We start from the raw sequence: 26,808 nt of genomic DNA on the forward strand, positions 1-26,808 counted from the left end.
TTAATTATGCATCCCATCTCCGGTGCCCCTGCACAGCCTCCAGGCGAAGGGCGTAATCCTCTTTCCGCTGCGAGCGAGCAGCCGCTTTCCATGCAACAGCGTACGGTACTGGAAAGGCTGATCACGCGCCTGATTTCACTGACCCAGCAGCAAAGCGCGGAAGTATGGGCCGGAATGAAACACGATCTGGGGATAAAAAATGACGCGCCGCTACTGTCGCGCCACTTCCCCGCCGCTGAACAGAATCTTACCCAGCGTCTGGGCGTAGCGCAGCAAAATCACGCCAATCGTCAGGTGCTTTCACAGCTAACAGAGCTGCTTGGCGTCGGGAATAATCGTCAGGCCGTCAGCGATTTTATCCGTCAGCAATACGGTCAAACCGCGCTTAGCCAGCTTACGCCCGATCAACTCAAAAACGTACTGACGCTCCTGCAACAGGGGCAGCTTTCCATTCCGCAGCCGCAGCAACGTCCGGCAACGGATCGGCCATTATTGCCTGCTGAACATAATACGTTGAATCAGTTGGTGACGAAGCTGGCGGCCGCGACCGGCGAGTCAAACAAACTTATCTGGCAATCAATGCTGGAACTCTCCGGCGTGAAAAGCGGCGAGCTCATTCCGGCAAAGCAGTTTACCCATCTGGCGACATGGCTACAGGCGCGGCAGACGCTGTCACTACAACACGCGCCTACGCTACATACGCTGCAGGCTGCGTTAAAACAACCGCTTGAGCCAGACGAGCTCACAGCGATCAAAGAGTATGCCCAACACACTTATCAAATTCAGCCGCAAACGGTGCTGACCACCGCCCAGGTGCAGGACTTACTTAACCATATTTTCCTGCGTCGCGTAGAGCGGGAGGCGAATGAGCTGGAACCGCTCTCTATTCAACCCATCTACCGCCCGTTCGCGCCGATGATTGAAACCGTGAAAAATCTGTCTGCGCGACCAGGCCTGTTGTTTATCGCGCTAATAATTGTACTGGCGCTTTTCTGGCTGGTTTCTTAACCACGCCGGAACGATAATATCGTCACCAGGATGCCAACCACCGCGGAGATCGCTCCCGCGAGGAATACGGAAGGATAGCCGCATGACGTGGCCAGCATGCCCGCCAGCGGGCCGGTAACGCCGTAGGAGATATCCTGAAACGCGGCGTAGCCGCCGAGCGCCGTACCGCGTACCTGTGCAGGTACGCGTTTCACAACCTCCACGCCCAGCGCCGGGAAAATCAGTGAACACCCTGCCCCGGTGAGCGCCGCGCCTACCAGCGCTATCCAGGCCGTCGGCGCCAGCCACAAGAGCAGCAGTCCTGCCGTCTCAACCAGCAATGAGACAACGGCGACCTTCACGCCGCCAAAGCGGTCCGGCATCCAACCGAACAACATGCGCATCAGTACAAACGCACCGCCAAACGCGGTCAGGGTGAATCCCGCCATCGTCCAGCCATTGCTGACAAAATAAAGTGAAATAAACGTACCGATGACGGCAAAGCCCACGCCCTGCAATGCCAGGCCCAGGCCCGGTTTCCAGATAAGCCCGACCACGCTCCACAGTGAAGGTCGCTCCCCCGTATACGCAGGCACTTTACGCACGGTGCCGTTGAATGCCCAGGCCAGCAGCGGTAAAACCATCGTCGTTCCCGCCAGCGCCGCGAAGCCAAAGTGGCTATGGATCAGCAAGCCCAACGGCGCACCGGCCGCCAGCGCGCCGTAAATCGCCATTCCGTTCCACGACATCACCTTACCGGAACGCGTTGGGCCAACCAGCCCCAGTCCCCAGGTCAGGGTTCCGGTCAGCAGCTGGCTTTCGCCGAAACCGAGAATTAAGCGCCCGACAATAAGCAGCGCGAATTTTACCGGCGCGGAAACCGGCAACAGCGCGGCCAGGAGCCAGGCGGCGCCCGCCAGCCCGCAGGCAAACATCCCCTGTAACGCCGATCGTTTAGCGCCATATTGATCCGCCAGCCGTCCGGCATAGCCGCGCGTCAGTACCGTCGCAAAAAACTGAATGCCCACGGCGATCCCAACCATCGTATTGCTATAGCCCAGTTCGTGATGGACAAAAAGCGGGATGACGGGTAACGGCAGGCCGACCGTCATATAGGTCAGGAAAACCGCAAAGGCGATGCGGAACAGCGAAAAATTCGCAGACGGGGTCGTTGTTTTTTGGCTAACTGCTGTCATGCATTACTCCAGAATGCAGAGTAAGGCGGGGAAAGGCCACGCCCCCTCTACCTGAACGTCAGGATTAAGGTGCGTTGGATAACGTTAAACGCTTACGCATTATCGGAAGGATAATGTAGAGAGTGAAGTCTGCCTGTGAGACGCGAAACTTGTCAACCTTGAAATTGCAGCCAGGGTATCAACGCGGCGGCGTGTCATCAAACAGAAAGGGAAAGACCGCTTTCATCCCTCTCACCTTAAACCGTCCGGTCACCTGCTTGCGCTGTTCTGGCGTCAGTAACCTGAACATCATCTCCCAGATATCTTCAGGCTCCGCTTCCTGTAAGGAAATGGGTTCTGGCGTCGGTTCCTCTCCGCTGTCGTCCAGATAACGATGAACATAAAGAGGGAAAACAGATATATGAAACTCCTCGGCCTTTGATTTAACACGCTTACGCCTGACCCCCTCTTTCCCTTCGCTGTACTTATATAAACGTTCGCGAACCGCAGGCTCGCTTCCCGGAAACCCCGGTAAGCCAAGACATTCCTTAACCGTGAACCATTCCTTTGCCATCGGTTTCTTTCCTTTCCTCTGATGAAATAAAAATATTTCTTCTTTTGCGCGAAATTTTGCTTTCTTTCTGGCACTATTCTTAGAGTGAAAAAGAAAGTAACTTTCTTTTTCTCACGCTAATTTTCACTTTAAAAATATCGGTGCCGATAACACATCTTCTTAGGATTACAGAATGGAACCAAAAAGCCAAGACTGGCATCGTGCAGATATTAAAAGTGCACTGGAAAAAAGAGGTATTACGCTCAGAGATCTTTCTCGTCAGGCCGGTTTATCACCTGATTCACTGCGCAATGTCTTTACCCGCTCCTGGCCGAGAGCCGAACGGATTATTGCGGACGCGCTTGGCATCACGCCGCAGGAGATCTGGCCGTCGCGCTATGGCGATATGCAAATAAAAAATGATGCCAATACCGCAGAATAATAATTAATGTTGAATAAATTGGCCCTAACTTATCAATCTCAACAATTAATAAATATTTAAACTTATTCTATTGAAAATAGTAATAGCACTATTTGTCATGCTTCCCGAATTAAATACTGTTAAAGCATTACGTCATTGCTATTACGTATTTTATTAACAGGAATCATTATGAGTTGGGATAAAAGAATGGCGGTTAATTATGCCAAAACGCATGCAGGTTCTCATTCTCAAGGCCGGTGTGCGGAATTTACCCGAAAGGCAATTCAGGCGGGCGGTATCACGCTGGGGCATACATATCATGCGAAAGATTATGGCCCAATGTTAAGAAGCGCCGGATTCACCGCTATTGGTACCTATGAAATGCCGCACGAGGGTGACGTCATCATTATTCAACCTTACGCTGGCGGCAACCCGAGCGGTCACATGGCGATATATGATGGCACAGAGTGGTATTCAGATTTTAAACAACGCGATATGTGGGCCGGCCCGGGCTACCGGGCAGCCAGGCCCTCATATACCATCTACAGGAAGAATTAATGAAAACGTTCTCCCTTGTCGCGCTTATCCTGTTGCTTTGTAGTTGCTCTGCGCCTCATCACGACAGTACGCAGGCCGTGAAGCAGTTCTATACCTCATGGATGACGACGTTCACGAACGATGTGAATCCCCCTGACGACACCACCGCCTTAATGCAACGTTACGTCGCTAAAGAGGTTATTCATCGCCTGGCACTAATACAGTCCCTTTATGAACAGGAGATTGTGGGGGCTGATTATTTTATGTATGCGCAGGACTATGCGCCAGAGTGGATTCCACAGTTACGGGTTGGGAAGGCACACCCTTTCCTCGGCGGAGAAAAAGTGGATGTTCTGTTGGCTACAGAGTCAACGCCCATCCACCTGGAAGTTTATACCCGTTGGGAAGAGGGACGCTGGAAAATTTACCGCGTTCGGGATGCTGATAAGGGTTATGAACAGCCGATTTATGACGCAGGCGCCATCACCCAAGCTGAGGCCTGGTCAGCGAAAGTCGCGCCGGAATATAAGAAGCATTAAAAAAGGGAACCGCCATCGGTCTCTTGTTCGTACCGGAGAGGTTAAAGCGCCTATTGCATCAGGCGCTTATTCCGTCGCTGAAAACAGTAAGCCGAAAATAACCCAGGCATTATTTAAAATATGAAGTATTATCGGTATCATTAGCCCACGACTTCTCATTCGAACAACGCATAATATCGATGAAAAAACAAACAGATAAACAAAAGTCACCGCAAAGAGATATTGTGTATGCATAAATGCAAAAGCGAGTGAGGTAATAATAATACCGGAAACTCTTGAGTACCGACCCCAACCGATACTGCTGTTTAATAAAAACCCTCTGAATATAATTTCCTCCGCCACAGGAGCCAGAAAGCACATCGCCAGCGTGTTAAGAAATTTATGAAGAAAAAATTGCCTTGATAACTCGGCCATCCAGGGTTCCGGGCCACTAAAAGCATTGTAGAGAACGGTAAGGCACACCAGGGCCAGCGCCGGAACAAAACATTCCACAAATGATAAGCGGCCCAATGATAAAAACGGATAATACTTTGAATAAATACTCCAGGCGGCAATCGCATAGACAAAAACAATACTATATATAAAAGGCGCAGCCAGACCTGCCAAATAAAGCCAGGCATAGGAAGGCGAAAATGAGGCAAAAACAAAAATGCCAAGCAAACCAAATAAAACAGCCACGCAACTCAAACTATGCCTAATTTTATCTAATGTATTAGTTGGCATTTATATAATATCCATATAATTTGTTGTTCCCTGAATGAAAAAACAGGTCGCATTAGCGACCTGTTTCATTATTGATACTACAACGTAATAGTCAGGCTTACAACTTACGCATCACCAGCGTGGCGTTGGTGCCGCCAAAACCGAAGCTGTTAGACATTACGGTAGTCAGTTCACGCTCGGTCGTTTCGGTCACGATGTTCAGGCCCGCGGCCTGCTCATCCAGCTCTTCGATGTTGATACTCGGCGCGATAAAACCGTGCTCCAGCATCAGCAGAGAGTAGATAGCTTCCTGCACGCCTGCGGCACCCAGCGAGTGGCCGGTCATCGCTTTGGTCGCGGAGATAGCCGGGCTGTTATCGCCAAACACTTCACGGATTGCACCGAGTTCTTTCACGTCGCCTACCGGAGTAGAGGTACCGTGAGAGTTCAGGTAGTCGATCGGCGTGTCTACGCCGTGCATCGCCATCTGCATGCAACGTACTGCGCCTTCACCAGACGGAGCAACCATGTCTGCGCCATCGGATGTTGCGCCGTAACCGACGATTTCCGCATAGATATGCGCGCCGCGCGCCAGAGCGTGTTCCAGCTCTTCGACAACAACCATACCGCCACCGCCTGCGATGACAAACCCATCACGGTGCGCATCATAGGTACGGGACGCTTTTTCAGGCGTATCGTTATATTTGGTGGACAATGCCCCCATCGCGTCGAACTCACAGGCCATTTCCCAGCACAGCTCTTCGCCGCCGCCAGCAAAAACGATGTCCTGTTTGCCCAGTTGGATCTGTTCAACCGCATTGCCGATACAGTGTGCGGAGGTCGCGCAAGCGGAGCTAATGGAGTAGTTCACGCCATAAATTTTAAACGGCGTAGCGAGGCAGGCGGAAACGCCGGATGCCATTGCTTTCGTCACCACATACGGGCCCACGGCTTTCAGACCACGCGGGCTACGCATGGCGTCTGCGCCAAAGACCTGGAATTTCGGGGAGCCGCCGCCGGAACCTGCAATCAGGCCGACACGCGGGTTATTCTGATAGACTTCCGGCGCCAGACCGGCGTCGGCCACTGCCTGCTCCATAGACAGATAAGCATAAATGGAGGCGTCGCTCATAAAGCGCACGACTTTGCGGTCAATGAGGCCAGTGGTATCCAGTTTTACGTTGCCCCATACCTGGCTACGCATGCCGGCGTCCTTCAGCTCCTGAGAGAAAGTGATCCCTGAACGTCCTTCACGCAGAGATGCCAGGACTTCCTGCTGGTTATTACCGATGCTGGAAACGATGCCCAGGCCAGTAATCACTGCACGTTTCATTCAATACCTCTGTAATTCGCACTATTTTTAAGTTTCGATTGGCACAATAGCGTACACTTGTACGCCGAACAAGTCCGATCAGCCATTTAGTACGGAAATTTGCGCCATCAGGCACACATCGTTAAGATCGCGATACCGCCCGTCAGACGAGTAACTTACGTGAAACAATACGCCATACAACCCGCCACACTCGAATTTAACGCTGAGGGTACACCTGTTTCCCGAGATTTTGATGATGTCTATTTTTCTAATGACAATGGACTCGAAGAAACACGCTACGTTTTTCTTGGCGGCAATCGTCTTGAGGAGCGATTTCCCGTACATTCACATCCATTATTTATAGTCGCGGAAAGCGGTTTTGGCACCGGACTCAACTTCCTGACGCTGTGGCAGGCGTTTGACAGCTTTCGTTCTGCGCACCCACAAGCGACGCTGCAAAGGCTACATTTCATCAGTTTTGAGAAATTCCCGTTAACGCGCGACGATCTGGCGCTGGCGCACCAACACTGGCCGGAGCTCGCGCCCTGGGCAGAGCAACTGCAGGCGCAATGGCCGCTGCCGCTCCCGGGGTGCCACCGCCTATTGCTGGATCGGGGTCGGGTGACGCTGGATTTGTGGTTTGGCGATATTAATGAATTGACCGACCAACTGGACGCCACGCTGAATCAAACAGTCGACGCCTGGTTCCTCGACGGTTTTGCCCCGGCGAAAAATCCGGATATGTGGACGCCAAACCTGTTTAACGCGATGGCGCGGCTGGCGCGGCCCGGCGCAACGCTGGCGACGTTTACCTCGGCGGGCTTCGTTCGTCGGGGATTACAGGAAGCCGGTTTTACCATGCAAAAACGCAAAGGCTTCGGACGTAAACGCGAGATGCTTTGCGGAGTGATGGAACAACACCTCATGCCGACCCTTTCCGCGCCCTGGTTTTACCGCAGCGGAAGCGAAAAACGTGAAACGGCGATCATTGGCGGCGGCATCGCCAGCGCGCTGTTATCACTGGCGTTACTGCGTCGCGGCTGGCAGGTGACGCTCTATTGCGCAGATGATCAGCCCGCCCAGGGCGCTTCCGGTAATCGACAGGGCGCGCTTTATCCGCTCCTTAGCAAACATGACGCCGCCATTAATCGCTTTTTCCCGACCGCATTCACCTTTGCCCGTCGCCTGTATGATGCCCTGCCCGTCTCTTTTGATCATGACTGGTGCGGCGTGACGCAGCTCGGATGGGATGAGAAAAGCCAGCAGAAAATTGCCCAGATGCTGTCCCTGGCGCTGCCCGCCGGACTGGCCTCGGCGCTCAATGCCGAAGAGGCGGAACAGGCGGTTGGCGTGACGACACGCTGCGGAGGAATTACCTATCCGGCAGGCGGCTGGCTTTGCCCGGAACAATTAACTCGCGCAGTCATCGCACTGGCGACCGAACAGGGTTTACAAACGCGCTTTTGCCATACGCTCACGTCGCTCGTTGCGCAGGAGTCGCGCTGGCAACTGCGCTTTACGTCAGGTGAAACCGCCAGCCATGAGACCGTCGTCCTGGCGAACGGCCATCAGATTAACCGTTTTGATCAGACCCGGCCGCTGCCGGTGTATGCCGTCGGGGGGCAGGTCAGTCATATTCCCACCACCCCCGCCCTCTCGGCGTTGCGTCAGGTGTTATGCTACGACGGCTATCTGACGCCGCAAAATCCGCATAATCAGCAGCACTGTATTGGCGCCAGCTATCACCGGGGCGACGAAAGCACCGTCTGGCGCGAAGAAGATCAGCGTCAGAACCGACAGCGTCTGCTTGACTGTTTTCCGGATGCGAAATGGGCCACAGAGGTTGACGTTAGCGGCAACAGCGCCCGTTGCGGCGTGCGTTGCGCCACCCGCGATCATCTGCCGATGGTGGGCAATGTCCCGGATTACCACGCCACGCTGACGCATTACGCCGATTTAGCCGATAATAAAACGTCGGCGGCGTCTGCGCCTGTGTATCCGGGTTTATTTATGCTCGGCGCGCTGGGATCGCGCGGTTTGTGCTCAGCGCCATTATGCGCAGAAATTCTGGCGGCGCAGATGAGTAACGAGCCGATTCCACTGGATGCCGGTACGCTGGCGGCGTTAAATCCGAATCGGTTATGGGTGAGAAAGTTATTGAAGGGAAAAGCGGTGAAGTAATGGGCCAGTCAATAGCGGAAGGCGGCAAGCGTCGCCTTCCGGCCCTCGGCGTTATTGTTTTGCCTTGTCGAATAAATTGTTCCACATGGCTTTGACTAACGCCTGATCGCGCGGCGACAGTTCACCGGCGCCGATCGCTTTTTCCAGACTTTGGCTAACGTTGGCATAGACCGCCTCGACGGAGTGGTCATCACCGCTCTCCAGCTCGGCAATGGCTAACGTCAGGTGGCCACGCAGGTATCCACTGGCAAAAAGCTCATCGTCGCTGGCGTGCTCTACCATATCGTCAATTAATGCCAGAATGCGTGATTCAAACTCCGCGATCATCTTCTTTCCTCATTGTAAACGTGGCGCTGGCTTTAATTAAGCGCTTCCGGCCACGGGAACTGTTCCGCCTTAAGTTCGGGCGTGTGATAGTAATTCTGTAGCGCTTTGATGAAGCGGGCCGGACGTTCAGGAATGCCCTGCTCCAGATACGCCATTACCTGCGCATGAACCCGGCGCTGAAACGCCACGCGATCCGGCTCAATATCGCCTTCCAGATTGTCGCAACTGACGTTAAAGGGATACCCCGCCGCCACGCAAAACAACCAGTCGAAAGCCTGTGGCTTCACCTCAACGTCTTCGAATTGACTTTGGGTCTGCGCGTCGCGTCCGTCCGGGCAGTACCAGTAACCAAAGTCAACCAGTTCGCGGCGCGCCTTACCGGCGATACACCAGTGAGAAATCTCATGCAGCGCGCTGGCGTAAAACCCATGCGCAAAGACGATGCGGTGGTACGGTACCTGCGCGTCAGCAGGAAGATAGATCGGTTCGTCGTCGCCTTTAATCAGACGGGTATTAAATTCTTCGGCAAAGCAGCCGTTAAAAATCTCAATTAACTGTTCGTAATGGTGCGTACTGTTCATTAATTCATCCCCAACCAGTGGAGGATCTCCTGTCCGTGGCTATCATAAAGTAACCTGGCGCTCATTACCGCCGAGACAATAACGATCATCGGTCTGATAAGTTTTTGGCCTTTGCTCAACACCAGACGCGACCCCATTCGCGCCCCTAAAAACTGACCAACCAGCATCACGAAGCCCGTCGCCCAGATCACTTTGCCGCCGATGATAAATAACAGCAGGCCGCCAACGTTGGAGGTAGCGTTAAGCACTTTGGCATGTGCCGTGGATTTCGCCAGGTTATAGCCACATAAGGTGACAAACGCCAGAGCGTAAAACGACCCGGCGGCAGGCCCGAAAAAACCGTCGTAAAACCCGACGCATCCCCCGGCTATCAGCGCGAACGGTAATCCATACAGGCGACGCTGGCGATCTTCCTCGCCCAGCTTCGGCATCAATAAAAAATAGAGGCCGATGAAAATCACCAGGATGGGCAAGATCTGGCGCAAAATATCCGCCTGCACGTGCTGCACCAGCAGCGCGCCGCTCATCGAGCCAATGAACGTCATCAGAATATTGAGCTTTTGCTCCGCCAGGTTTACCACTTTACGGCGAATAAAATAGAGCGAAGACGAGAGGGAGCCGCCGCACGCCTGTAATTTATTGGTCGCCAGCGCGTTTGCCGGCGACATCCCGGCGGCCATCAGCGCAGGGATAGTGAGCAGCCCTCCGCCCCCGGCGATAGAATCGATAAATCCTGCCAGTACGGCGACAAAAAACAGCACCACCAGCAGCAGCGGGGAGACCATAAACAGATCATAAAAATTGTCCATCAGAGTACATGCTCATCCAGTAGCGCCTGGCAGGAAGGCGGCAACGGCGGCGGTGTCTTCTTCTCAGGCTTTGTGGTGCCAGGTTTTTGCGGTTCGAACCAGCTTTGCAGTTCAGCGCCGCATCCATCACCCGGCGGGGGTAAAGGTTGATCTTCGCACTCCAGGCTGTCGGCAGGGCAGCGTAAACGCACGTGCATATGCGCGCGATGCTGGAACCAGGGGCGTACTTTACGTAGCCAGTCACGATCGTTTCCGGCATCGAGGCAAAGCTGTTGTTTAATAGCCGGATTGACGAAAATACGGGTGACGTCATTGTCTTGTGCCGCCAGTTTGATCAGACTGGCGATATCCGACGACCAGCGCGACGGCACAACATGTTTACCGTCGCGGGACACCAGATCTAACGCCTGCGGGCGCAATAGCTGCGCCTGGCTCCAGCGCGTTTTCGGCAACTGCAAGAAAATATCCACATCAAGCCCGGTCTGATGACTGGCGTGTCCGCCATTAAAGCGGCCTCCGGCAGGCATCCCCATGTCGCCTATCAGGACGGTTCCGAGCCCCCGTTGCTGCGCCTGATGACTCAACCGCTGGATAAACATGACCAGATCCGGGTGGCCGAAATAACGGCGCTGATCGGTGCGCATCACCTGATAATTATCGGACTGTACCGGCAACGTGTCGGCGCCAATGATGCATCCGTTGGCAAAGCTACCGATAGACTGGGCTGCGCCGGGGACAGGATGAGTTATTTTCTGCCACGGCGTCGCCGCCAGGCTGGCGCTACTGACAAACCATGCCAGCAGCGCAATCGCGGTTTTTTTCATTTCTTACCAGCGTGGAATCTCTGTCTTTACATCCGCATTCTGTGCCCGATGGCGCAGCAGGTGATCCATCAGCACGATCGCCAGCATGGCTTCTGCGATCGGCACTGCGCGAATCCCCACACACGGATCGTGGCGCCCTTTGGTGATCATCTCGACTTCTTCACCCATCCGGTTGATCGTACGTCCCGGCACGGTAATGCTGGAGGTAGGTTTCAGCGCCATATGCGCCACAATGTGTTGCCCGCTACTGATGCCACCGAGGATGCCGCCAGCGTGGTTGCTCTGAAAACCCTGCGCCGTGATTTCATCGCGATTCTGGCTGCCGCGCAGCGCCACCACGTTAAATCCTTCGCCGATCTCCACGCCTTTCACCGCATTGATGCTCATCAGCGCATGGGCGATGTCCGCATCCAGTCGGTCAAACACCGGTTCGCCAAGCCCTGCCGGCACGCCGCTCGCCATCACCGTCACTTTCGCGCCGATGGAGTCGCCCTCTTTTTTCAGCGCGCGCATCAGTTCGTCCAGCGCGTCAAGTTTGTCCGCATCGGGACAAAAGAACGGATTAAGCTCAACCTGACGCCAGTCTTTAATCTCCAGCGGAATGTCGCCCATCTGGGTCAGGCAGCCGCGGATTTCGATGCCGAACTTTTCCGCCAGGTATTTCTTGGCAATCGCCCCTGCCGCTACGCGCATCGCGGTTTCACGCGCGGAAGAACGTCCACCGCCACGGTAATCGCGCAGGCCGTATTTCTGCTCATAGGTGTAATCCGCGTGTCCCGGACGAAAAACATCTTTAATCGCGCTGTAGTCCTGCGAGCGCTGATCGGTGTTTTCAATCAGCAGGCCAATGCTGGTGCCGGTCGTCACGCCATCAAACACGCCGGAGAGAATTTTTACCTGATCCGGTTCGCGGCGCTGGGTAGTATAGCGCGAGGTGCCGGGGCGGCGTCTGTCGAGATCGTGCTGCAGATCGGCCTCCGTTAACGGGATGCCGGGCGGCACGCCATCGACGATACACCCAAGCGCCAGCCCGTGTGATTCGCCGAAAGTGGTTACGCGAAAGAGTTGTCCAATTGTGTTTCCTGCCATCACGGCTCCGTTATCGTTGTTGTCGTTTGCGTGTTTTAATCTTTATAAATGTTGAAATGTTCACGGGCCGCGAGCAACTGCGCTTTGGTCAACATAAAGACGCCATCGCCGCCGTTGTCAAACTCCAGCCAGGTGAACGGCACATCCGGATACTGCTCCATCAGATGTACCATGCTGTTTCCGACTTCACAAATCAGAACGCCGTCATCGGACAGATAATCCGGCGCATTTCCCAGGATACGACGGGTCAATTTGAGGCCGTCAGTGCCGGACGCCAGCCCCAGCTCAGGTTCGTGGCGATATTCGTTCGGCAGATCGGACATATCCTCCGCATCGACATAAGGCGGGTTAGTGACAATCAGATCGTACTGAACTTTCGGCAGATCGCGGAACAGATCGGAACGGATTGGCGTCACGTGATGGATAAGACCGTGTTCTTCAATGTTATGCTCGGCGACAGCCAGCGCATCCGGCGAAATATCGACCGCATCAACCTCTGCGTCCGGGAAAGCATAAGCACAGGCGATGGCGATGCAGCCGCTACCGGTACACATATCCAGAATATATTTCGGCTGTTGACTAATAAGGCCGGCGAAGTGGTTATTAATCAGCTCGCCAATCGGCGAACGCGGCACCAGCACGCGCTCATCGACATAAAATTCGTGGCCGCAGAACCAGGCTTTATTGGTCAGGTAGGCGACCGGGATACGCTCGTTAATGCGACGAATCACTCGCTCGACAATGCGGTGTTTTTCGCTGGACGTCAGCCGCGCGGTCCGCACATCTTCCGGAATATCCAGCGGCAAATAAAGAGACGGCAACACCAGTTGTACCGCTTCATCCCACGGGTTATCGGTACCGTGTCCATACCAGATATTCGCCGCGCTAAAGCGGCTTACCGCCCAGCGCAACATGTCCTGAATGGTATGCAGTTCACTTACTGCTTCATCGACGAAAATTTTATCCACGTATTCCTCCAGGGCATGCTCGCATTAAATTCGGCGGCTAGTTTGCCACGAAGACAGGGATAAATCAGCATTGACGCGGCGGGAGAATACGAAAAATCCGTTTTGACCGTTCGGATATCCTCCGGGTCGGGTAAACTAAGGCAAAAGATCAGACGAGACCCACGAATGAAAAAGAAAACATCGCTCAGCGAGGAGGACCAGGCGCTGTTCCGTCAGCTGATGGTCGGCACCCGAAAGATTAAACAGGATACTATCGTCCATCGGCCACTGCGCAAGAAAATCACGGAAGTCCCTACCCGAAGGTTAATTCAGGAACAGGCGGACGCCAGCCACTATTTTTCTGATGAGTTCCAGCCGCTGCTCAATACGGAAGGGCCGGTAAAGTATGTCCGTGAAGATGTCAGCCATTTCGAGCTAAAAAAAATGCGCCGCGGCGACTATTCGCCAGAACTGTTTCTGGATTTACACGGCTTAACGCAGCTTCAGGCCAAGCAGGAACTGGGGGCGCTGATTGCCGCCTGCCGTCGGGAACATATTTTTTGCGCCTGCGTCATGCATGGACACGGTAAACATATTCTGAAACAGCAAACGCCGTTATGGCTGGCGCAGCATCCGCATGTGATGGCCTTTCATCAGGCGCCGAAAGAGTACGGCGGCGACGCCGCGCTGCTGGTGTTGATTGAAGTGGAAGAGTGGCAACCGCCCGAATTAACCTGATGCGGAATTGCCGGATGGCGGCGCAAGCGGCTTATCCAGCCTACGAACAGCCAGCGCTGTCGTAGGCCTGATAAGCGAAGCGCCATCAGGCAGCAAAGATTAAATCGCTTTCGCCATTTTCAGATTGCAGGGACTCATTTGCCAGTTGAATGTCCCCTTGCCGCTTTCATCAAGCGTAACGTTGGCAATTGCGGACGTCGTGAACATCGGCGGCGTTTCGCCCGGACAAAGCTCAGATACCAGGTATCCGACCAGAGGTAAGTGAGAGATCACCAGCACCGATCCGATCTCTTCATTAGCCAGCGCCTGGAGGTAGGCGCTGACCAGACCGACATCGCCACAGGGCGTTAGCTCCGGCAGGACATCCACCTGAGCCGGCAGATTCATACAATCGCCGACCACATCTAACGTCTGTTCGGCCCGAAGAAACGGACTCACCAGAACACGTTCGATATCCACTTTTTGACCTTTCAGCCAGTTCGCCATCAGGCGAGACTCGTCACACCCACAAGAGGTCAAGGGACGAACCGAATCACTGGCGGCATCGAGGGCTGCGTCGCCGTGACGCATGATAAAAACTTGCATATTGCACCGCTTTTGTTAACCAGTTTCACCAACACGCTTACCACATGCCCCTATTGGCTGCGGCAAAAATGCGGTGGCCGGCATTGTGCCTTATCCATTCACTGAATGAAACGCTGTTTTTTACCTCAATGGCGTAAGTATAGTCAATCCTTGATTATTATTTCGCCACTAAGGAGGCATTCAGTGCGGATTCATATTCTCTTTGACCTCAATTTCCCTAGTCAGTTTCCCTATTCGTCCAGAAATGCTCCCTGCGCTCCGCCATGCGCACTAATTGTTCACAAGGCGCGTAACGAGGACCGTAAAGTGCGGCCAGGCGCTGTAATGTCGCCACCATTTCACCCGGCCCGAGAGCATCCATATAGCGGAACGGGCCACCGAGAAACGGCGGAAAACCGATACCAAACACGGCGCCGATATCGCCATCGCGCGCGCTGCGAATCACTTTTTCGTCGAAACAGCGCGCCGCTTCGTTAAGCATTAACATGACACAGCGCTCTGCCACCTGCTGCGCAGACAATCGACTCTGCCCTTGCCCGCCAATAAGCTTATAAATAGCAGGGTCAACCTGTTTTTTGCTTTTACGCCCTTTTTCGCCATAAAGATAGAAACCGCGACCATTTTTTCTACCTTTGCGATCGTCATTCAAAATTGAAGCGACAACATTTGCAGGCGCGCTAAAACGTTCTCCATACGCCGCCTCAAGCACAGGAATAATTTTAGTGCCCGTGTCGATTCCTACCTCATCCAAAAGTTGGATTGGCCCCACCGGAAAACCAAATTTTACCAGGGCGGCGTCAATATGTTCGACGCGTTCGCCTTCAGTCAGCATCCGAATCGCCTCATTGATATACGGCGCAAGAATTCGGTTAACATAAAACCCGGCTTTATCACTGACGACTATCGGGGTTTTACCCTGTTTTTTCGCCAGCTTAACGGTCGTGGCGATGGTCTGCGCGGAAGTAGACGCATGAGGAATAACCTCAACCAGCGGCATTTTTTCGACCGGGCTAAAAAAGTGCAATCCAATCACCTGATCCGGTCTGGCCGCATTCGCCGCAATATCGCCAATCGGCAGGGAAGAAGTATTGGAGGCAAAAATGGTGTGAGCAGCGCAATTTTGCTCCACTTCCGCCACCATCTGTTGTTTTAACGGCAGATCTTCAAACACCGCTTCAATGACCAGATCACGATGACTGAAACCACGATAATCTGTCGAACCTGATATCAACGCCAATTGTTTATCGCGTTCGCTGGCTTTGATATGGCGGCGGCGTACTTTTGTTTCAAGCAGATCCCAGCTGTACTTCAGAGCATGATTGATTCCCTGAGTATTTATATCCTTAATTCGTACTGGCAAGCCGCCTTTACAGGCCGTAACCCAGGCGATACCGCCGCCCATTAACCCGCCGCCTAAGATGCCCACGCTGTTCAGCGGGCCGGGCGGCGCATCGCTACCGGGATCTTTTTTCACCTCGGTACTGGCAAAGAAAATAGCACGCAGCGCCTGCGATTGAGGCGTCATCGCCAGCTCGCCGAAAGCGCGCGCTTCCGCGTCATAGCCGCTACTGCTGCCCTGCGCCAGTCCGGTTTCAATCACATCAATGATCCGCTCCGTCGCCGGATAATTACCCTGCGTTTTTTGCGCCGTCTTTTTACGCACCAGGCGAAATAACAGCGCGCGCCCCAGCGGCCCCGCCAGGATACGTTCCCGGACCGGTAATGTCCGTTGCGCCAGGCGTTCTTTTTTAGCCAGCTCGACAGCCGCTTCCAGTAAAATAGTTTGCGGCACCACATCATCAACCAGCCCGGCTTTAAGCGCCTGTCTGGCGCGAAGCTGTTTACCTGTCAGGATCATATCCAGCGCGGTACTGACCCCCACCAGCCGCGGAAGACGCTGCGTTCCGCCCGATCCCGGTAAAAGCCCTAACTGTACCTCCGGCAGTCCGAGAATAGTTTTAACGTCGTCGGTACAGATACGTCGATGGCAGGCCAGCGCCATTTCAAGGCCGCCCCCCAGACAGGCGCCATGAATGGCGGCGATAACCGGAACAGGCAACGCCTGGATCTCCGCCATCAGTTGTTGCCCCTGACGCGCCAGCGTTTCCGCTTCCTGCGCATTTTGGCAGTGACCTATCATGTTGATATCAGCGCCAGCAATAAAGTTATCTGCTTTGGCTGAGATAAAAACAACGCCCTGCAACGCTTTATTTTCCCGGATCTGCTTCAGGATGGCGCGTACCTGCGCGGCAAACTCCGCTTTCAGGGTGTTCACCTTTTCTCCAGGGACATCAATAGCGACAACCGCGACATTATCCAGACGCACGTTAAGTATAAAAGCTGATGTGGTAGTCATTATTCCGCCTCCAGAACCATCGCCGCGCCAAGACCGCCAGCCGCGCAGGCCGTGACCAAGCCAAAACCTCCGCCCCGACGCCGTAATTCATGCAACGTTTGGGTTATCATCCGCGCGCCCGTTGCGGCAAAAGGATGCCCGTAGGCGATTGAGCCGCCAAGCACGTTGAATTTAGCGTCATCCACCTCCCCTGTCGCCTGCGCACGACCAAGCACCTCACGGGCAAATCGTTCGCTGCCCAGCAGTTGTAAGTTCGCCAGAGTCTGAGCGGCAAACGCTTCATGCATGTCGAAAAGCGTCAGATCGGCCATCGTCAACCCGGCCCGTTCCAGCGCCAGCGGCGTTGACCAGGCCGGCCCCAATAGCATGTCCTGCCAGACATCAATAGCGGTAAAGGCGTAGCTGCGCAGATAACCAAGCGGGTGCAGCCCCAGCTCTTTAGCGCGGGATTCGGTCATCAGAATAACGGCGGCAGCGCCGTCGGTCAGCGGTGTACTATTGGCGGCGGTCACGGAGCCATGTTTTCTGTCAAAAGCCGGACGCAGTTTAGCGTAGTCCGCCAGCGTGGAGGTGCCGCGAATGTTGTTGTCTTCTGCAAAGGGGTTTTTATACGGCGGCACATAGGTCGTCATCACTTCTTCCGCCAGTTTGCCCTCCGCCCATGCCTGCGCGGCGCGCTGATGTGAACGATGCGCCAGCGCGTCCTGCTGTTCACGCGTAATACCATACGTTTTCGCCATCTGTTCGGCGGTATCGCCCATGCGCAGACCGGTGGAATACTCAGCAACGGCGGGAGGAACGGGCAGCAGGTCGCGTAAGCGCAGACGAGAAAAAAGCGTCAGCCGTTGGCGGGTCGTCCGGGCTTTATTGACATCAACCAGTACCCGCGCCAGGGCTTTACTCACGCCTATTGGCAGTACCGACGACGAATCTGCGCCGCCAGCGATACCCGCGCGTATCGTGCCGGCCATCAGGCTTTCCGCCACATTCGCTACCGCCTGAAAACTGGTGGCGCAGGCGCGGCTTACGCTATAGGCATCGGTATGAACATTCATCCCCGTACCCAGCACAATTTCGCGCGCAATGTTGGGCGCTTCCGGCATTTGTACTACCTGACCAAAAACCAGTTGCTCAATGGCATCGGCTGGAATTTCACTGCGCGCCAGCAGCTCGCCTACCACCATCTTGCCGAGATCAACAGCGGGAATACCATGAAATGCAGTGGCCTGACGAGCGAAGGGGGTTCGTAACCCACTGACAATAGCAATGCGATCGCCCTGGCGGGTGACCAACGGTAAAGCCTGACGCATAGTACTCCCCTGTAAAAAATAAATTAGTGGTCTGACCTGATCACAGTCTTAACCAATTTTTTACATTTAGCCAAGCAGAGAGAAAAGAAAGTGGGAGCTAAGGCACAGTGAAGGGAAGCGACAAAAAAAGAAAACGCCTCCGCCAGATGATGACGGAGGCGTCGTGAATGAACGGATTAACGCAGGCCGAGCTGGAAGATCAGCGTTTCTGCTTCGCAGGCGAAAACAAAATCAATATCCAGACGAACGCCTTCGGATTCCTCGGTAAAGGTTGGCGTAATTTGGCAAGGTTCAGACTCCACGCTACGCGCTTTTTCGGTTAACGCCGCCAGCGTCTCTTCAGCCTCTGCGCGGGTAGCGAATACGCGGCTGTATGACGCGGTGCAATCGGAGTTGTCCATGATGGTTCCAACGTCCATACAGCAGCAAACCGGGGTTTCATCAGCACTGCATTTACTCATTGTAGATTTCCTCTGTATTTGCACCCAGGGTGCCAGATAAACGATGGGGATATTTTACGCTCCCGGCATTCGCCTCTCCAGTCGTTAATGGTGGGAAACGCGTTAAGTGACCGAAATCACACTTAAAAATGATCTAAAACAAAAATCACGCGATCGGGTGACCGTTAAGCCCGCCGATTTTGCCAGCCAGATCTCGTTTCTAAGATCACAATTGAAAAAACTTATAAACATACTTGCAACATTCTAGCTGGTCAGACCTATACTCTCGCCACTGGTCTGATTTCTAAGTCGTACCGCAGACCCTACACTTCGCGCTCCTGTTACAGCATGTAACATAGTTTGTATAAAAATAATCAATGAGGTTATGGTCATGAGCCAGAAAACCCTGTTTACAAAGTCTGCTCTCGCAGTCGCAGTGGCAATCATCTCCACCCAAGCCTGGTCTGCAGGCTTTCAGTTAAACGAATTTTCTTCCTCTGGCCTTGGCCGGGCCTATTCGGGTGAAGGCGCAATCGCAGATGATGCGGGTAACGTTAGCCGTAACCCGGCGTTAATTACTATGTTTGACCGCCCGACGTTTTCAGCGGGCGCGGTTTATATTGATCCTGATGTTAATATTAGCGGGACATCGCCATCTCGTCGGACGTTAGATGCGGATAACATCGCGCCGACGGCCTGGGTGCCGAACGTCCATTTTGTCGCCCCGATTAACGATCAGTTTGGCTGGGGAGCTTCTATTACCTCTAACTATGGTCTGGCGACAGAGTTTAACGACACATACGCCGGCGGCTCGGTTGGCGGTACGACCGATCTTGAAACCATGAACCTGAATTTAAGCGGCGCTTATCGCTTAAATGAGGCCTGGAGCTTCGGCCTTGGCTTTGATGCGGTATACGCGCGCGCGAAAATCGAACGTTTTGCGGGCGATTTAGGCCAGTTGGTCGCGGCACAGAATCCGGCGCTGGCGCCGGTCGCGGGTCGGATTCCCAGCGATACCAAGATTGCCCACCTGAACGGTAATCAGTGGGGCTTTGGCTGGAATGCCGGGATCCTTTATGAACTGGATAAAAATAACCGCTACGCGCTGACCTACCGCTCGGAAGTCAAAATTGACTTTAAAGGCAACTACAGTAGCGATCTTCCCATCGCTATAAACCAATTTAATCTGCCCATCCCAACGGCAACCGGCGGCGCGACGCAGTCAGGCTACCTGACGCTGAATCTGCCGGAAATGTGGGAAGTGTCCGGTTATAACCGTGTGGCGCCACAGTGGGCCATCCACTATAGCCTGGCCTATACCAGCTGGAGTCAGTTCCAGGAATTGAAGGCAAAATCGACCGCCGGCGATACGCTCTTTGAGAAGCATGAAGGCTTTAAAGACGCTTATCGCATTGCGTTGGGTACCACCTATTACTACGATGACAACTGGACGTTCCGTACCGGTATCGCCTTCGATGACAGCCCGGTACCAGCGCAAAACCGTTCTATCTCTATTCCGGACCAGGACCGTTTCTGGCTGAGCGCCGGTACGACTTACGCCTTTAATAAAGATGCGTCTGTCGACGTTGGCGTCTCTTATATGCATGGTCAGAGCGTGAAAATTAATGAAGGCCCTTATCAGTTTGAATCTGAAGGGAAAGCCTGGCTGTTCGGTACTAACTTTAACTACGCGTTCTAATCTCTTTCTGAAGCGGATCAAAAAGGTGAGCATTGCGCTCACCTTTTTATTTACTGCCGTTTATTCCGAGTCGATCTCTTTGAGTTCGTCCTGAATCGCCTGCGCGTTCGGGTTTTCCTGCGGCTTGAGTTTTCCGCCATTGGCGATAAAGTCATGACGCTGGAAGTACGCCTCGCGCACCATAATATAAGGATCGGAAGACTGGCGCAGCAAACCATCGGAGTCCAGCAACTGCGCGCGAGTTTCTATCCCTTCGATAGTCCATTTTCCTATGGACATTGGCCAGGTCAACCACGAGAGCACCGGATACAAGGTATCCGCCATATCCCCGCCATCTTCACGCAGCGTGAAGCTGCCGTAGAACGGAAGTTGCATATAAGGCCCATACCCCACGCCATAATGGCCCAGCGTACTGCCAAAGCGATGCGGTTCAACGCGCTGCAGCTTAGGATTCGCCATTCCCGCGACGTCAATAAAGCCGCCCATCCCTAATAAGGTGTTCAGGAAGAAACGGGTGAAATGCACCATACCCTGATAAGGATCGCCCTGCAGGAAATAGTTCACCATGATCGCCGGTTCTTCGAGGTTGCCGGTGAAATTACTTAAACCGTTACGCGCAGGCTGTGGAACATAATCACGCCAGGCGACCGCGACCGGCCGAACAACATACGGGTCCAGCACATTAAAGTTGAAGTTGTACATGGTGCGGTTAAACCCTTCAAATGGGTCTGAACGCCCCTGCTGTTCTGTACCGGAACTCGCACACCCGACCAGCAGTGTGGTTCCCAGCGCCAGCGCCGACAGGCGAAGCTTCATAGATGTCTCCCTGTGAATTATGGCTATCGCTGATTGCCATCCATGACGGAACGCTACCGTATCCGCCTGTTTAGGTGTGAGCGATTTTAACAGCACGTCAAACGATGTCTATATGCGCGATCTCATTGCTCTGAGCATAGCCTGGTAACGCAACAACGTGACGGCCCCATTCTAACGAAACAGATAAAAACGAGCGTGATCATTTTTATTTTTTCGGAGAATGCCCCGGCCTGGGTAAATGAAAAACCGCTACGCTTTATTAATATGTGTTAATCAGCAGGGATCATCATGGATAGCCTTAACGACGATAAAATTAACCGGCACAGCAGTGACCTGGAAGTTGAAAGCGAAGAAAAACAAAGCGGTAAAGAGATTGAAGTGGATGAAGATCGTCTTCCCTCCCGCGCCATGGCGATTCATGAACATATTCGCCAGGATGGTGAAAAAGAGATGGAACGCGATGCGATGGCTTTGCTCTGGTCAGCCATTGCCGCAGGACTTTCTATGGGGGCATCACTCCTGGCGAAAGGGATTTTCCACGTGCAGCTTGAAGGCGTTCCCGGCGGCTTTTTACTGGAAAATCTCGGCTACACCTTTGGTTTTATCATTGTCATCATGGCCCGCCAGCAATTATTTACTGAAAATACCGTTACTGCCGTATTGCCGGTAATGCAAAATCCCACTCTGAGTAACGTTGGCCTGCTGATGCGCTTATGGGGCGTAGTCTTATTGGGCAACCTTATTGGCACCGGGGTTGCGGCGTGGGCATTTGAATATATGCCTATATTTGATGAAGAGACCCGCGACGCCTTTGTCAAAATTGGTATGGAGGTCATGAAAAATAGCCCAACGGAGATGTTTGCCAACGCGATTATCTCTGGCTGGATCATCGCCACAATGGTATGGATGTTTCCTGCTGCAGGCGGGGCAAAAATTGTGGTCATTATTTTGATGACCTGGCTTATCGCGCTGGGCGATACCACCCATATTGTCGTCGGTTCCGTTGAAATTTTGTATTTGGTTTTCAACGGCACGCTGCCCTGGAGCGACTTTCTCTGGCCCTTCGCCCTTCCCACACTTGCCGGAAATATCTGCGGCGGCACCTTTATTTTCGCATTGATGAGCCACGCGCAGATCCGCAACGATATGAGCAATAAGCGTAAGGAAGAAGCGAGGCTACGCGGCGAGCGCCTGGAACGGGAGCGGAAAAAAGCGGAAAAACAGCGCTGAGTGGCGACGGTTTAACCAGTCAGGCGGCGCTACACTTACTCCGGCGAATAAAAAACGCTATACTGGCGCCGCGTTGTCCCCTTAGTTAAATGGATATAACGAGCCCCTCCTAAGGGCTAGTTGCAGGTTCGATTCCTGCAGGGGACACCATGAACACTTCTCACTAAGTCCAATTAATTCCATAACTCACTGTTTCTACTGTTCTCATCTCCTTTTACTTGTCCAGCAAAATGCCATTATTTCTAATGGAATCTATACATCTTTGCGTATAACATTGTGTATAACTGAGTTCGATCTTTTTTCTATACATATGCTGCTATCTGACATCCAAATAAAAAGAGCAAAACCGAAGGACAAACCCTATACGCTTAACGATGGTATGGGCCTATCACTCCTCATCGACACAACGGGCAGCAAAGGCTGGCGTTTCCGCTATCGCTTTGCAGGTAAGCCAAAGATGATTTCCTTTGGCGTATATGGCGATGTGTCATTGGCACAAGCACGTGCCGTGATGAAGCGCGCTCGATGTTGGCCAAAGGGATCAACCCAAGTGAAGCCAGAAAAGCAAATAAGATAACTTTGCAGTTCGCGCATGAGAACAGCTTTGAGTCTGTGGCCAGAGAATGGCACTCATCGAAAAAAGCTACCTGGTCAGAGGGATATGCAAAAGAGGTTCTCAATTGTATGGAAAAGGATATTTTTCCTTTTATCGGTCAGCGCCCAATTGAGCAGATTGAACCACTAGAGCTGCTAACCGTCCTGCAAAAAATAGAGAAAAGAGGTGCACTGGAACAAACCAGTAAGATCCGCCGCCGCTGCGGTGAGGTTTTACGTTATGCCGTCGCCACCGGACGGGCTAAATATAACTTTGCTCCTGACTTGGCTATTGCACTCAACAAGCCTAAAACTCAACACTTCCCGTTCCTTACTGAAAGTGAATTGCCTGATTTTGTCAATGCTCTGGAAAACTATCAAGGCAGTTTAGTCACTAAATATGCCACGCATCTGTTGATGCTAACCGGAGTGCGCACAATTGAACTATGTGCAGCGGAGTGGGCTGAGTTTGATTTAGATAATGCCTTATGGGAGATCCCCAAAGAACGGATGAAGAAACGCGCCCCCATTTGGTTCCGTTATCTACTCAGGCGATCAGCATCCTGAAAAAGCTGCAAGAAGTAACTGGGAATTACAGTCTCGTTTTCCCTGGACGAAACGATGTCAGAAAGCCAATGAGCGAGGCCAGTATCAACAAAGTGATAAAACTACTGGGCTATCATGGTCGGTTAACGGGTCACGGCTTCAGGCATACCATGAGTACTATTTTGCATGAACATGGTTTTGAAAGCCCTTGGATTGAAATGCAGCTTGCGCATGTTGATAAGAATTCCATTCGAGGGACTTACAATTATGCGCAATATATTGAAAAAAGAAGATTGATGATGCAATTTTATTCCGACTTACTTTGCTTCCTAAAATAATAATCTAATACATTTAAAGTATAATATTCACTTTGTATTCTTCCATCTATAGACTCATACTGAACATATACAACCGGATTAGATGGAGTACCTTTATTGACTGACAAGTCAGCATTGAAAATATTTTTGCAATCAGGTAGTCGCCTTACAATATCTATTGCTACATTAATGTATTTAACATATTTTTCATTACCTTCGAAGATATATGGAACACCATTCTCGACTGTAGCAAGCACTTTATTGTTATAACTCCGGCCCTTGTAACAATCCTCCAATCTATTTCTTTCTAATTTATAAGTATCCGCCTTCATAGACATTTTATAGTATTTTAAACCACGACCACATAAGACTTTCATTACAAGTTTTATAAATCTAGAATCACATCTACAACCGAAATATATTGATTTTAAACTTGATGGTTTATATTTATACAATCCTGATTGCCCTGTAACTATTCTAACTTCATCCTCATGCTTCCATCGAAGAGATTTTGTACCTATCATCTTCCTATTCAAGTTCCCTGCCATTTTCTTACTTTCAAAGAAATCAAGAAGATCTATATCCGTTATACAAGGCATTTTTTCCTGATAGTCAACTGGAATGACCAATTCATCCCTCATTCTGTATTCCATTAGTTCATCTAATTCATATTCAAGACAAAATCCACGATGAGAATCTGCGTAATAAGCCCAAAGGAGTTCATCTTCAAACGTTTTGCTCAATGAATAAATACCAAATTCATTAACATTATCGGCATACTCCCGTAAAACTTTCAAAGTCGATGCGTTTATCTTTTTAAGATCTTGCTCTTTTATAACAGATCGCATTTGACTTAATGCAAAATGATTTTCATTTATTGTAAATCTTGCTTCAAAGATATCGTTCAATAAATTAAATGGCGCACTATAAATTTCATTATTATAAAGACTACGCAGCTCTCTCTTAAGAATGCTTTTATTCCCACCTCTATATTTATAAACTTTCATTTCGTTACCTTTAATATCTATCAGTTCCCACGTATAATTTAAACCCATAATTTGAACGTTCTATTTTTTTAAGTATTATTTTTTTGTCGTTTATTATTTTTCTTATTTCTTGATAACACTCAGGGCTTGAGTTATATCCTAGTATAATGCAGTCAATAGATTCATCAGAATATTTACATACTCTATAGTCATCCTCATTATTTCTCGCCACATCCTGATGAACTAATCTAAACTCCTGTTCATATCTCCAGTTTTCATCCTTCGTAAAAATTATATTTCTAGCTGGATTGCTATTATCATACAATCCTTCCATAAGGTTTATTGGTTCATTAGTATATTTAACCTCCCCATAATCAAATAACGACAAATCATTCAATAACACATCTTTCTTAAATCTTAGGCAAAAACCAGTATGTGAATTAGAATAATGAGACCATAATAAAGAATTTGTTGCAGTCTGAGAAAAACAACATATAAATGCTCTTGACAATGATGCCATTACGAGTTCATAAACCGGATAAAGATCTGTCCGTTCAATACTATTGTTCTCTATATATTCCCTATTCTTTTCAATTTGTTGGTTAACTATAAAATCAATTAAATCCTCATTATTTTTTGCCAACTCCAATAATAGACTGTTATTCTTATTAACGTTAATAAACTTTCTTATAGATGTTATTGACATTAATGTAATAGGAACATTTAAAGAGCAATCAAAAGGATCATTAAACTTAACACCTCTAGAAAACCAAATTTCATTATTCTTCAATGCATTCAAACTATTTTCATCAAATCTTCGATACTTATATATATACAATTTTCCCTCCTAAATCAGTGACACGTCCTTTGCTGAAGAATCATACCTCAACATTATAAAACGCTCAAATGACCAAAATCGCACTACACCGCACCCACCTGCGGTTTTCATATCACTAAAATTTTTCAGTTGTGATTTTTTACAAACGATATCGCCAGTCCGCGCCCATTCTGGGGATGCTCTGCGAGACAGGAACTGAAAAGAATGAAAAGAAATTCAGCTTTTTTCAGTTTTACTGTCCGTCGCATTTGTGGCCTGAATACGCAACACTATGATATTAAAGGGATAATTTATTTTAGGTGTATAATTTTATGGAGGCTTGTGAAACATGAAAAACATAACAATTTGAAAAATAATAATTTTATGTCTGCATAAACTGAAATCCTGCGTTCAGATTCCGGGGACGGAGCGGCCATTCCCGACGCATACTTTACCCATTCTTTTGCGCAGCCAGCAGCAACTTTAAAGCCTTTGCCAGTTCCTCGGGTGGAATTACATCAATTAGCTCTTTAACCCTCCCCTGACCGTTCAACGCGCTTGGACTAACGGAATGGGAGAAAGCAACATTCATCACAAACGAGTGACCACACTCCACATTAGAGCAATAGCACTACACATCGTACAGTTGTGGGTGTTTCCTGTTTGTTTTGCCTATCCGCGCTACTGCCTGACATGTGGAGCAGTACATTCTCATCATCTTCATAGTTCTGTGCCCTATCCTGTTGCCCGCCAGAGGAAGGGATTTGGTTCCCTACCTCTTGTTCTGAACGTGTAACACTGGTAACACGTGTAACATCATTGATTTAAAAGGATTTAACCTGTTACCAGTCAGCATAATCAAGAGGTAACGCGTGATAACACACCATTTTTTGTTACCAGTGTTACCTCATAAAACTAAGACTCACGCGATAATTACTCAGGTTCGGCGCTTCCCAGTACCTGCGTATTGAACTGGTACACACGTTTAAGCCCTATTTCTGGCAGGCGAATTCTGTTTTGCGTCCGGCCATCTTCACCGGGTTTCAGCCAGCCCGCATCCACACACAACCTGGCCACCTTACGCAAGTAAAATCCCTTACAGATCTCCTTCCAGCCTGACGGGAGAACGCAGAACGTCACAACCGGCTCTGTCACGTTGTCTTCTTTATCAACTTTTCTGAATCCCATCATTGAAACAGGCCGGTTCCTATAGTCATTCCAGTCAGCAAAACGACTGAACTGATTACGCGTCATGAAGTCCCGAACCTGTTCAAGTGCCGCTTTATCTTCCTGGGCTGGGCTGGGCTGGGCTGGGCTGGGCTGGGCTGGGCTGGGCTGGGCTGGGCTGGGCTGGGGAAGATACACCCAGTCCATAAAAACCATTGATTTT

25 protein-coding genes, 1 tRNA gene and 3 pseudogenes are annotated in these 26,808 nt (G+C 51.2%); 10 read left to right on the forward strand and 19 right to left on the reverse strand.

Annotated features, from left to right (window positions below; all coding sequences use genetic code 11):
- Positions 1–6: 6 nt before the first annotated feature.
- Positions 7–1,008 carry a flagella biosynthesis regulator Flk gene (gene flk / locus J4645_RS17075; protein WP_000553396.1) on the forward strand — a complete coding sequence of 334 codons (1,002 nt, stop codon included), beginning with the start codon at positions 7–9 and terminating at the stop codon, positions 1,006–1,008.
- Here the strand turns inward: flk and J4645_RS17080 are convergent.
- Positions 1,005–2,183: an MFS transporter gene (locus J4645_RS17080; RefSeq protein WP_000127731.1), complete on the reverse strand. Its 1,179-nt coding sequence runs from the start codon at positions 2,181–2,183 to the stop codon at positions 1,005–1,007. The genes flk and J4645_RS17080 overlap by 4 nt on opposite strands.
- Positions 2,184–2,361: 178 nt before the next feature.
- A complete protein-coding gene (locus J4645_RS17085; protein WP_001051266.1) occupies positions 2,362–2,736 on the reverse strand; it encodes a hypothetical protein in 375 nt (124 codons plus the stop codon).
- Positions 2,737–2,908: 172 nt separating this feature from the next.
- On the opposite strand from J4645_RS17085, the gene J4645_RS17090 reads away from it, so the two are divergent.
- From J4645_RS17090 to J4645_RS17100, 3 genes are all read left to right on the forward strand, one after another.
- Positions 2,909–3,157 carry a transcriptional regulator gene (locus J4645_RS17090; RefSeq protein WP_000433429.1) on the forward strand — a complete coding sequence of 83 codons (249 nt, stop codon included), beginning with the start codon at positions 2,909–2,911 and terminating at the stop codon, positions 3,155–3,157.
- A gap of 168 nt (positions 3,158–3,325) precedes the next feature.
- Entirely contained in the window at positions 3,326–3,694 is a 369-nt protein-coding gene (locus J4645_RS17095) for a hypothetical protein (RefSeq protein WP_023215000.1), read from the forward strand.
- On the forward strand, positions 3,694–4,212 hold the full coding sequence (locus J4645_RS17100) for a YbjP/YqhG family protein (protein WP_000847534.1): 519 nt from the start codon (positions 3,694–3,696) through the stop codon (positions 4,210–4,212). The genes J4645_RS17095 and J4645_RS17100 overlap by 1 nt, the downstream gene beginning before the upstream one ends.
- Before the next feature lie 66 nt (positions 4,213–4,278).
- Here J4645_RS17100 and J4645_RS17105 read toward each other — a convergent pair whose 3' ends face one another.
- Together J4645_RS17105 and fabB are read right to left on the reverse strand one after the other, a co-directional pair.
- Positions 4,279–4,935 carry a type II CAAX endopeptidase family protein gene (locus J4645_RS17105; RefSeq protein ID WP_023215001.1) on the reverse strand — a complete coding sequence of 219 codons (657 nt, stop codon included), beginning with the start codon at positions 4,933–4,935 and terminating at the stop codon, positions 4,279–4,281.
- Positions 4,936–5,032: 97 nt separating this feature from the next.
- The gene (gene fabB, locus J4645_RS17110; RefSeq protein ID WP_000817161.1) at positions 5,033–6,247 is read right to left on the reverse strand and encodes a beta-ketoacyl-ACP synthase I; all 1,215 of its coding nucleotides are present in this window, start codon (positions 6,245–6,247) and stop codon (positions 5,033–5,035) included.
- Positions 6,248–6,406: 159 nt separating this feature from the next.
- On the opposite strand from fabB, the gene mnmC reads away from it, so the two are divergent.
- Positions 6,407–8,407: a bifunctional tRNA (5-methylaminomethyl-2-thiouridine)(34)-methyltransferase MnmD/FAD-dependent 5-carboxymethylaminomethyl-2-thiouridine(34) oxidoreductase MnmC gene (mnmC, locus tag J4645_RS17115; RefSeq protein ID WP_023215002.1), complete on the forward strand. Its 2,001-nt coding sequence runs from the start codon at positions 6,407–6,409 to the stop codon at positions 8,405–8,407.
- Between the two features lie 51 nt (positions 8,408–8,458).
- On the opposite strand, the gene J4645_RS17120 is transcribed toward mnmC, so the two are convergent.
- Genes J4645_RS17120 through prmB form a run of 6 tightly spaced genes read right to left on the reverse strand, consistent with a single transcriptional unit; the run spans position 8,459 to position 13,005 of the window.
- Positions 8,459–8,734, reverse strand: coding sequence for a YfcL family protein (locus J4645_RS17120; protein WP_023215003.1), 276 nt, complete (start codon positions 8,732–8,734; stop codon positions 8,459–8,461).
- A 32-nt stretch (positions 8,735–8,766) separates the two neighbouring features.
- Positions 8,767–9,315, reverse strand: coding sequence for an elongation factor P hydroxylase (locus J4645_RS17125; protein ID WP_001089211.1), 549 nt, complete (start codon positions 9,313–9,315; stop codon positions 8,767–8,769).
- Positions 9,315–10,124 carry a sulfite exporter TauE/SafE family protein gene (locus J4645_RS17130; RefSeq protein ID WP_000368599.1) on the reverse strand — a complete coding sequence of 270 codons (810 nt, stop codon included), beginning with the start codon at positions 10,122–10,124 and terminating at the stop codon, positions 9,315–9,317. The genes J4645_RS17125 and J4645_RS17130 overlap by 1 nt, the downstream gene beginning before the upstream one ends.
- Positions 10,124–10,948 carry a penicillin-insensitive murein endopeptidase gene (gene mepA, locus J4645_RS17135; RefSeq protein WP_023215004.1) on the reverse strand — a complete coding sequence of 275 codons (825 nt, stop codon included), beginning with the start codon at positions 10,946–10,948 and terminating at the stop codon, positions 10,124–10,126. Before mepA ends, J4645_RS17130 begins: the two co-directional genes overlap by 1 nt.
- A 3-nt stretch (positions 10,949–10,951) precedes the next feature.
- Positions 10,952–12,037, reverse strand: a complete 1,086-nt coding sequence (gene aroC, locus J4645_RS17140) for a chorismate synthase (RefSeq protein ID WP_000918457.1) — start codon at positions 12,035–12,037, stop codon at positions 10,952–10,954.
- Positions 12,038–12,072: 35 nt separating this feature from the next.
- Positions 12,073–13,005 carry a 50S ribosomal protein L3 N(5)-glutamine methyltransferase gene (prmB, locus tag J4645_RS17145; RefSeq protein WP_023215005.1) on the reverse strand — a complete coding sequence of 311 codons (933 nt, stop codon included), beginning with the start codon at positions 13,003–13,005 and terminating at the stop codon, positions 12,073–12,075.
- 165 nt (positions 13,006–13,170) lie between these two features.
- On the opposite strand from prmB, the gene smrB reads away from it, so the two are divergent.
- Positions 13,171–13,722 (forward strand): endonuclease SmrB, encoded by a 552-nt coding sequence (gene smrB, locus J4645_RS17150; protein ID WP_023215006.1) that lies wholly within the window; start codon positions 13,171–13,173, stop codon positions 13,720–13,722.
- Between the two features lie 99 nt (positions 13,723–13,821).
- Here the strand turns inward: smrB and sixA are convergent, their stop codons facing one another.
- From sixA to J4645_RS17170, 4 genes are all read right to left on the reverse strand, one after another.
- Positions 13,822–14,307, reverse strand: a complete 486-nt coding sequence (gene sixA / locus J4645_RS17155) for a phosphohistidine phosphatase SixA (protein WP_001195805.1) — start codon at positions 14,305–14,307, stop codon at positions 13,822–13,824.
- Between the two features lie 217 nt (positions 14,308–14,524).
- A complete protein-coding gene (fadJ, locus tag J4645_RS17160) occupies positions 14,525–16,663 on the reverse strand; it encodes a fatty acid oxidation complex subunit alpha FadJ (protein WP_023215007.1) in 2,139 nt (712 codons plus the stop codon).
- Entirely contained in the window at positions 16,663–17,973 is a 1,311-nt protein-coding gene (fadI, locus tag J4645_RS17165; protein WP_001248130.1) for an acetyl-CoA C-acyltransferase FadI, read from the reverse strand. The genes fadJ and fadI overlap by 1 nt, the downstream gene beginning before the upstream one ends.
- A gap of 176 nt (positions 17,974–18,149) precedes the next feature.
- Positions 18,150–18,434 (reverse strand): YfcZ/YiiS family protein, encoded by a 285-nt coding sequence (locus J4645_RS17170; RefSeq protein ID WP_000030904.1) that lies wholly within the window; start codon positions 18,432–18,434, stop codon positions 18,150–18,152.
- 370 nt (positions 18,435–18,804) lie between these two features.
- On the opposite strand from J4645_RS17170, the gene fadL reads away from it, so the two are divergent.
- Positions 18,805–20,112: a long-chain fatty acid transporter FadL gene (fadL, locus tag J4645_RS17175; protein WP_001549822.1), complete on the forward strand. Its 1,308-nt coding sequence runs from the start codon at positions 18,805–18,807 to the stop codon at positions 20,110–20,112.
- A 60-nt stretch (positions 20,113–20,172) separates the two neighbouring features.
- On the opposite strand, the gene mlaA is transcribed toward fadL, so the two are convergent.
- A complete protein-coding gene (gene mlaA, locus J4645_RS17180) occupies positions 20,173–20,928 on the reverse strand; it encodes a phospholipid-binding lipoprotein MlaA (RefSeq protein WP_000776787.1) in 756 nt (251 codons plus the stop codon).
- 288 nt (positions 20,929–21,216) lie between these two features.
- Between mlaA and J4645_RS17185 the strand changes: the two genes are divergently transcribed.
- The 3 genes and pseudogenes from J4645_RS17185 to J4645_RS17195 all read left to right on the forward strand — a co-directional run bounded on the left by J4645_RS17185 (position 21,217) and on the right by J4645_RS17195 (position 23,636).
- Positions 21,217–22,158, forward strand: coding sequence for a formate/nitrite transporter family protein (locus tag J4645_RS17185; RefSeq protein WP_000377772.1), 942 nt, complete (start codon positions 21,217–21,219; stop codon positions 22,156–22,158).
- A gap of 75 nt (positions 22,159–22,233) precedes the next feature.
- Positions 22,234–22,308 (forward strand) — tRNA-Arg (locus tag J4645_RS17190).
- 160 nt (positions 22,309–22,468) lie between these two features.
- Positions 22,469–23,636: pseudogene (locus J4645_RS17195) on the forward strand (tyrosine-type recombinase/integrase).
- Here the strand turns inward: J4645_RS17195 and J4645_RS17200 are convergent.
- The 4 genes and pseudogenes from J4645_RS17200 to J4645_RS17210 all read right to left on the reverse strand — a co-directional run.
- Positions 23,606–24,622, reverse strand: coding sequence for a DUF2971 domain-containing protein (locus tag J4645_RS17200; RefSeq protein ID WP_060634163.1), 1,017 nt, complete (start codon positions 24,620–24,622; stop codon positions 23,606–23,608). The pseudogene J4645_RS17195 and the gene J4645_RS17200 sit on opposite strands and share 31 nt — an antisense overlap.
- Before the next feature lie 10 nt (positions 24,623–24,632).
- The gene (locus tag J4645_RS17205) at positions 24,633–25,400 is read right to left on the reverse strand and encodes a DUF2971 domain-containing protein (protein WP_000992783.1); all 768 of its coding nucleotides are present in this window, start codon (positions 25,398–25,400) and stop codon (positions 24,633–24,635) included.
- A 469-nt stretch (positions 25,401–25,869) separates the two neighbouring features.
- Positions 25,870–26,142 (reverse strand): annotated as a pseudogene (locus tag J4645_RS22420) (ogr/Delta-like zinc finger family protein).
- 209 nt (positions 26,143–26,351) lie between these two features.
- Positions 26,352–26,711 (reverse strand): annotated as a pseudogene (locus tag J4645_RS17210) (helicase); the annotation flags it as partial.
- Positions 26,712–26,808 lie beyond the last annotated feature (97 nt).

The sequence above is a fragment of the Salmonella sp. 32082101201600294FB01SM01 genome (assembly GCF_017572865.1).
Taxonomy (GTDB): Bacteria; Pseudomonadota; Gammaproteobacteria; order Enterobacterales; family Enterobacteriaceae; genus Salmonella; species Salmonella enterica.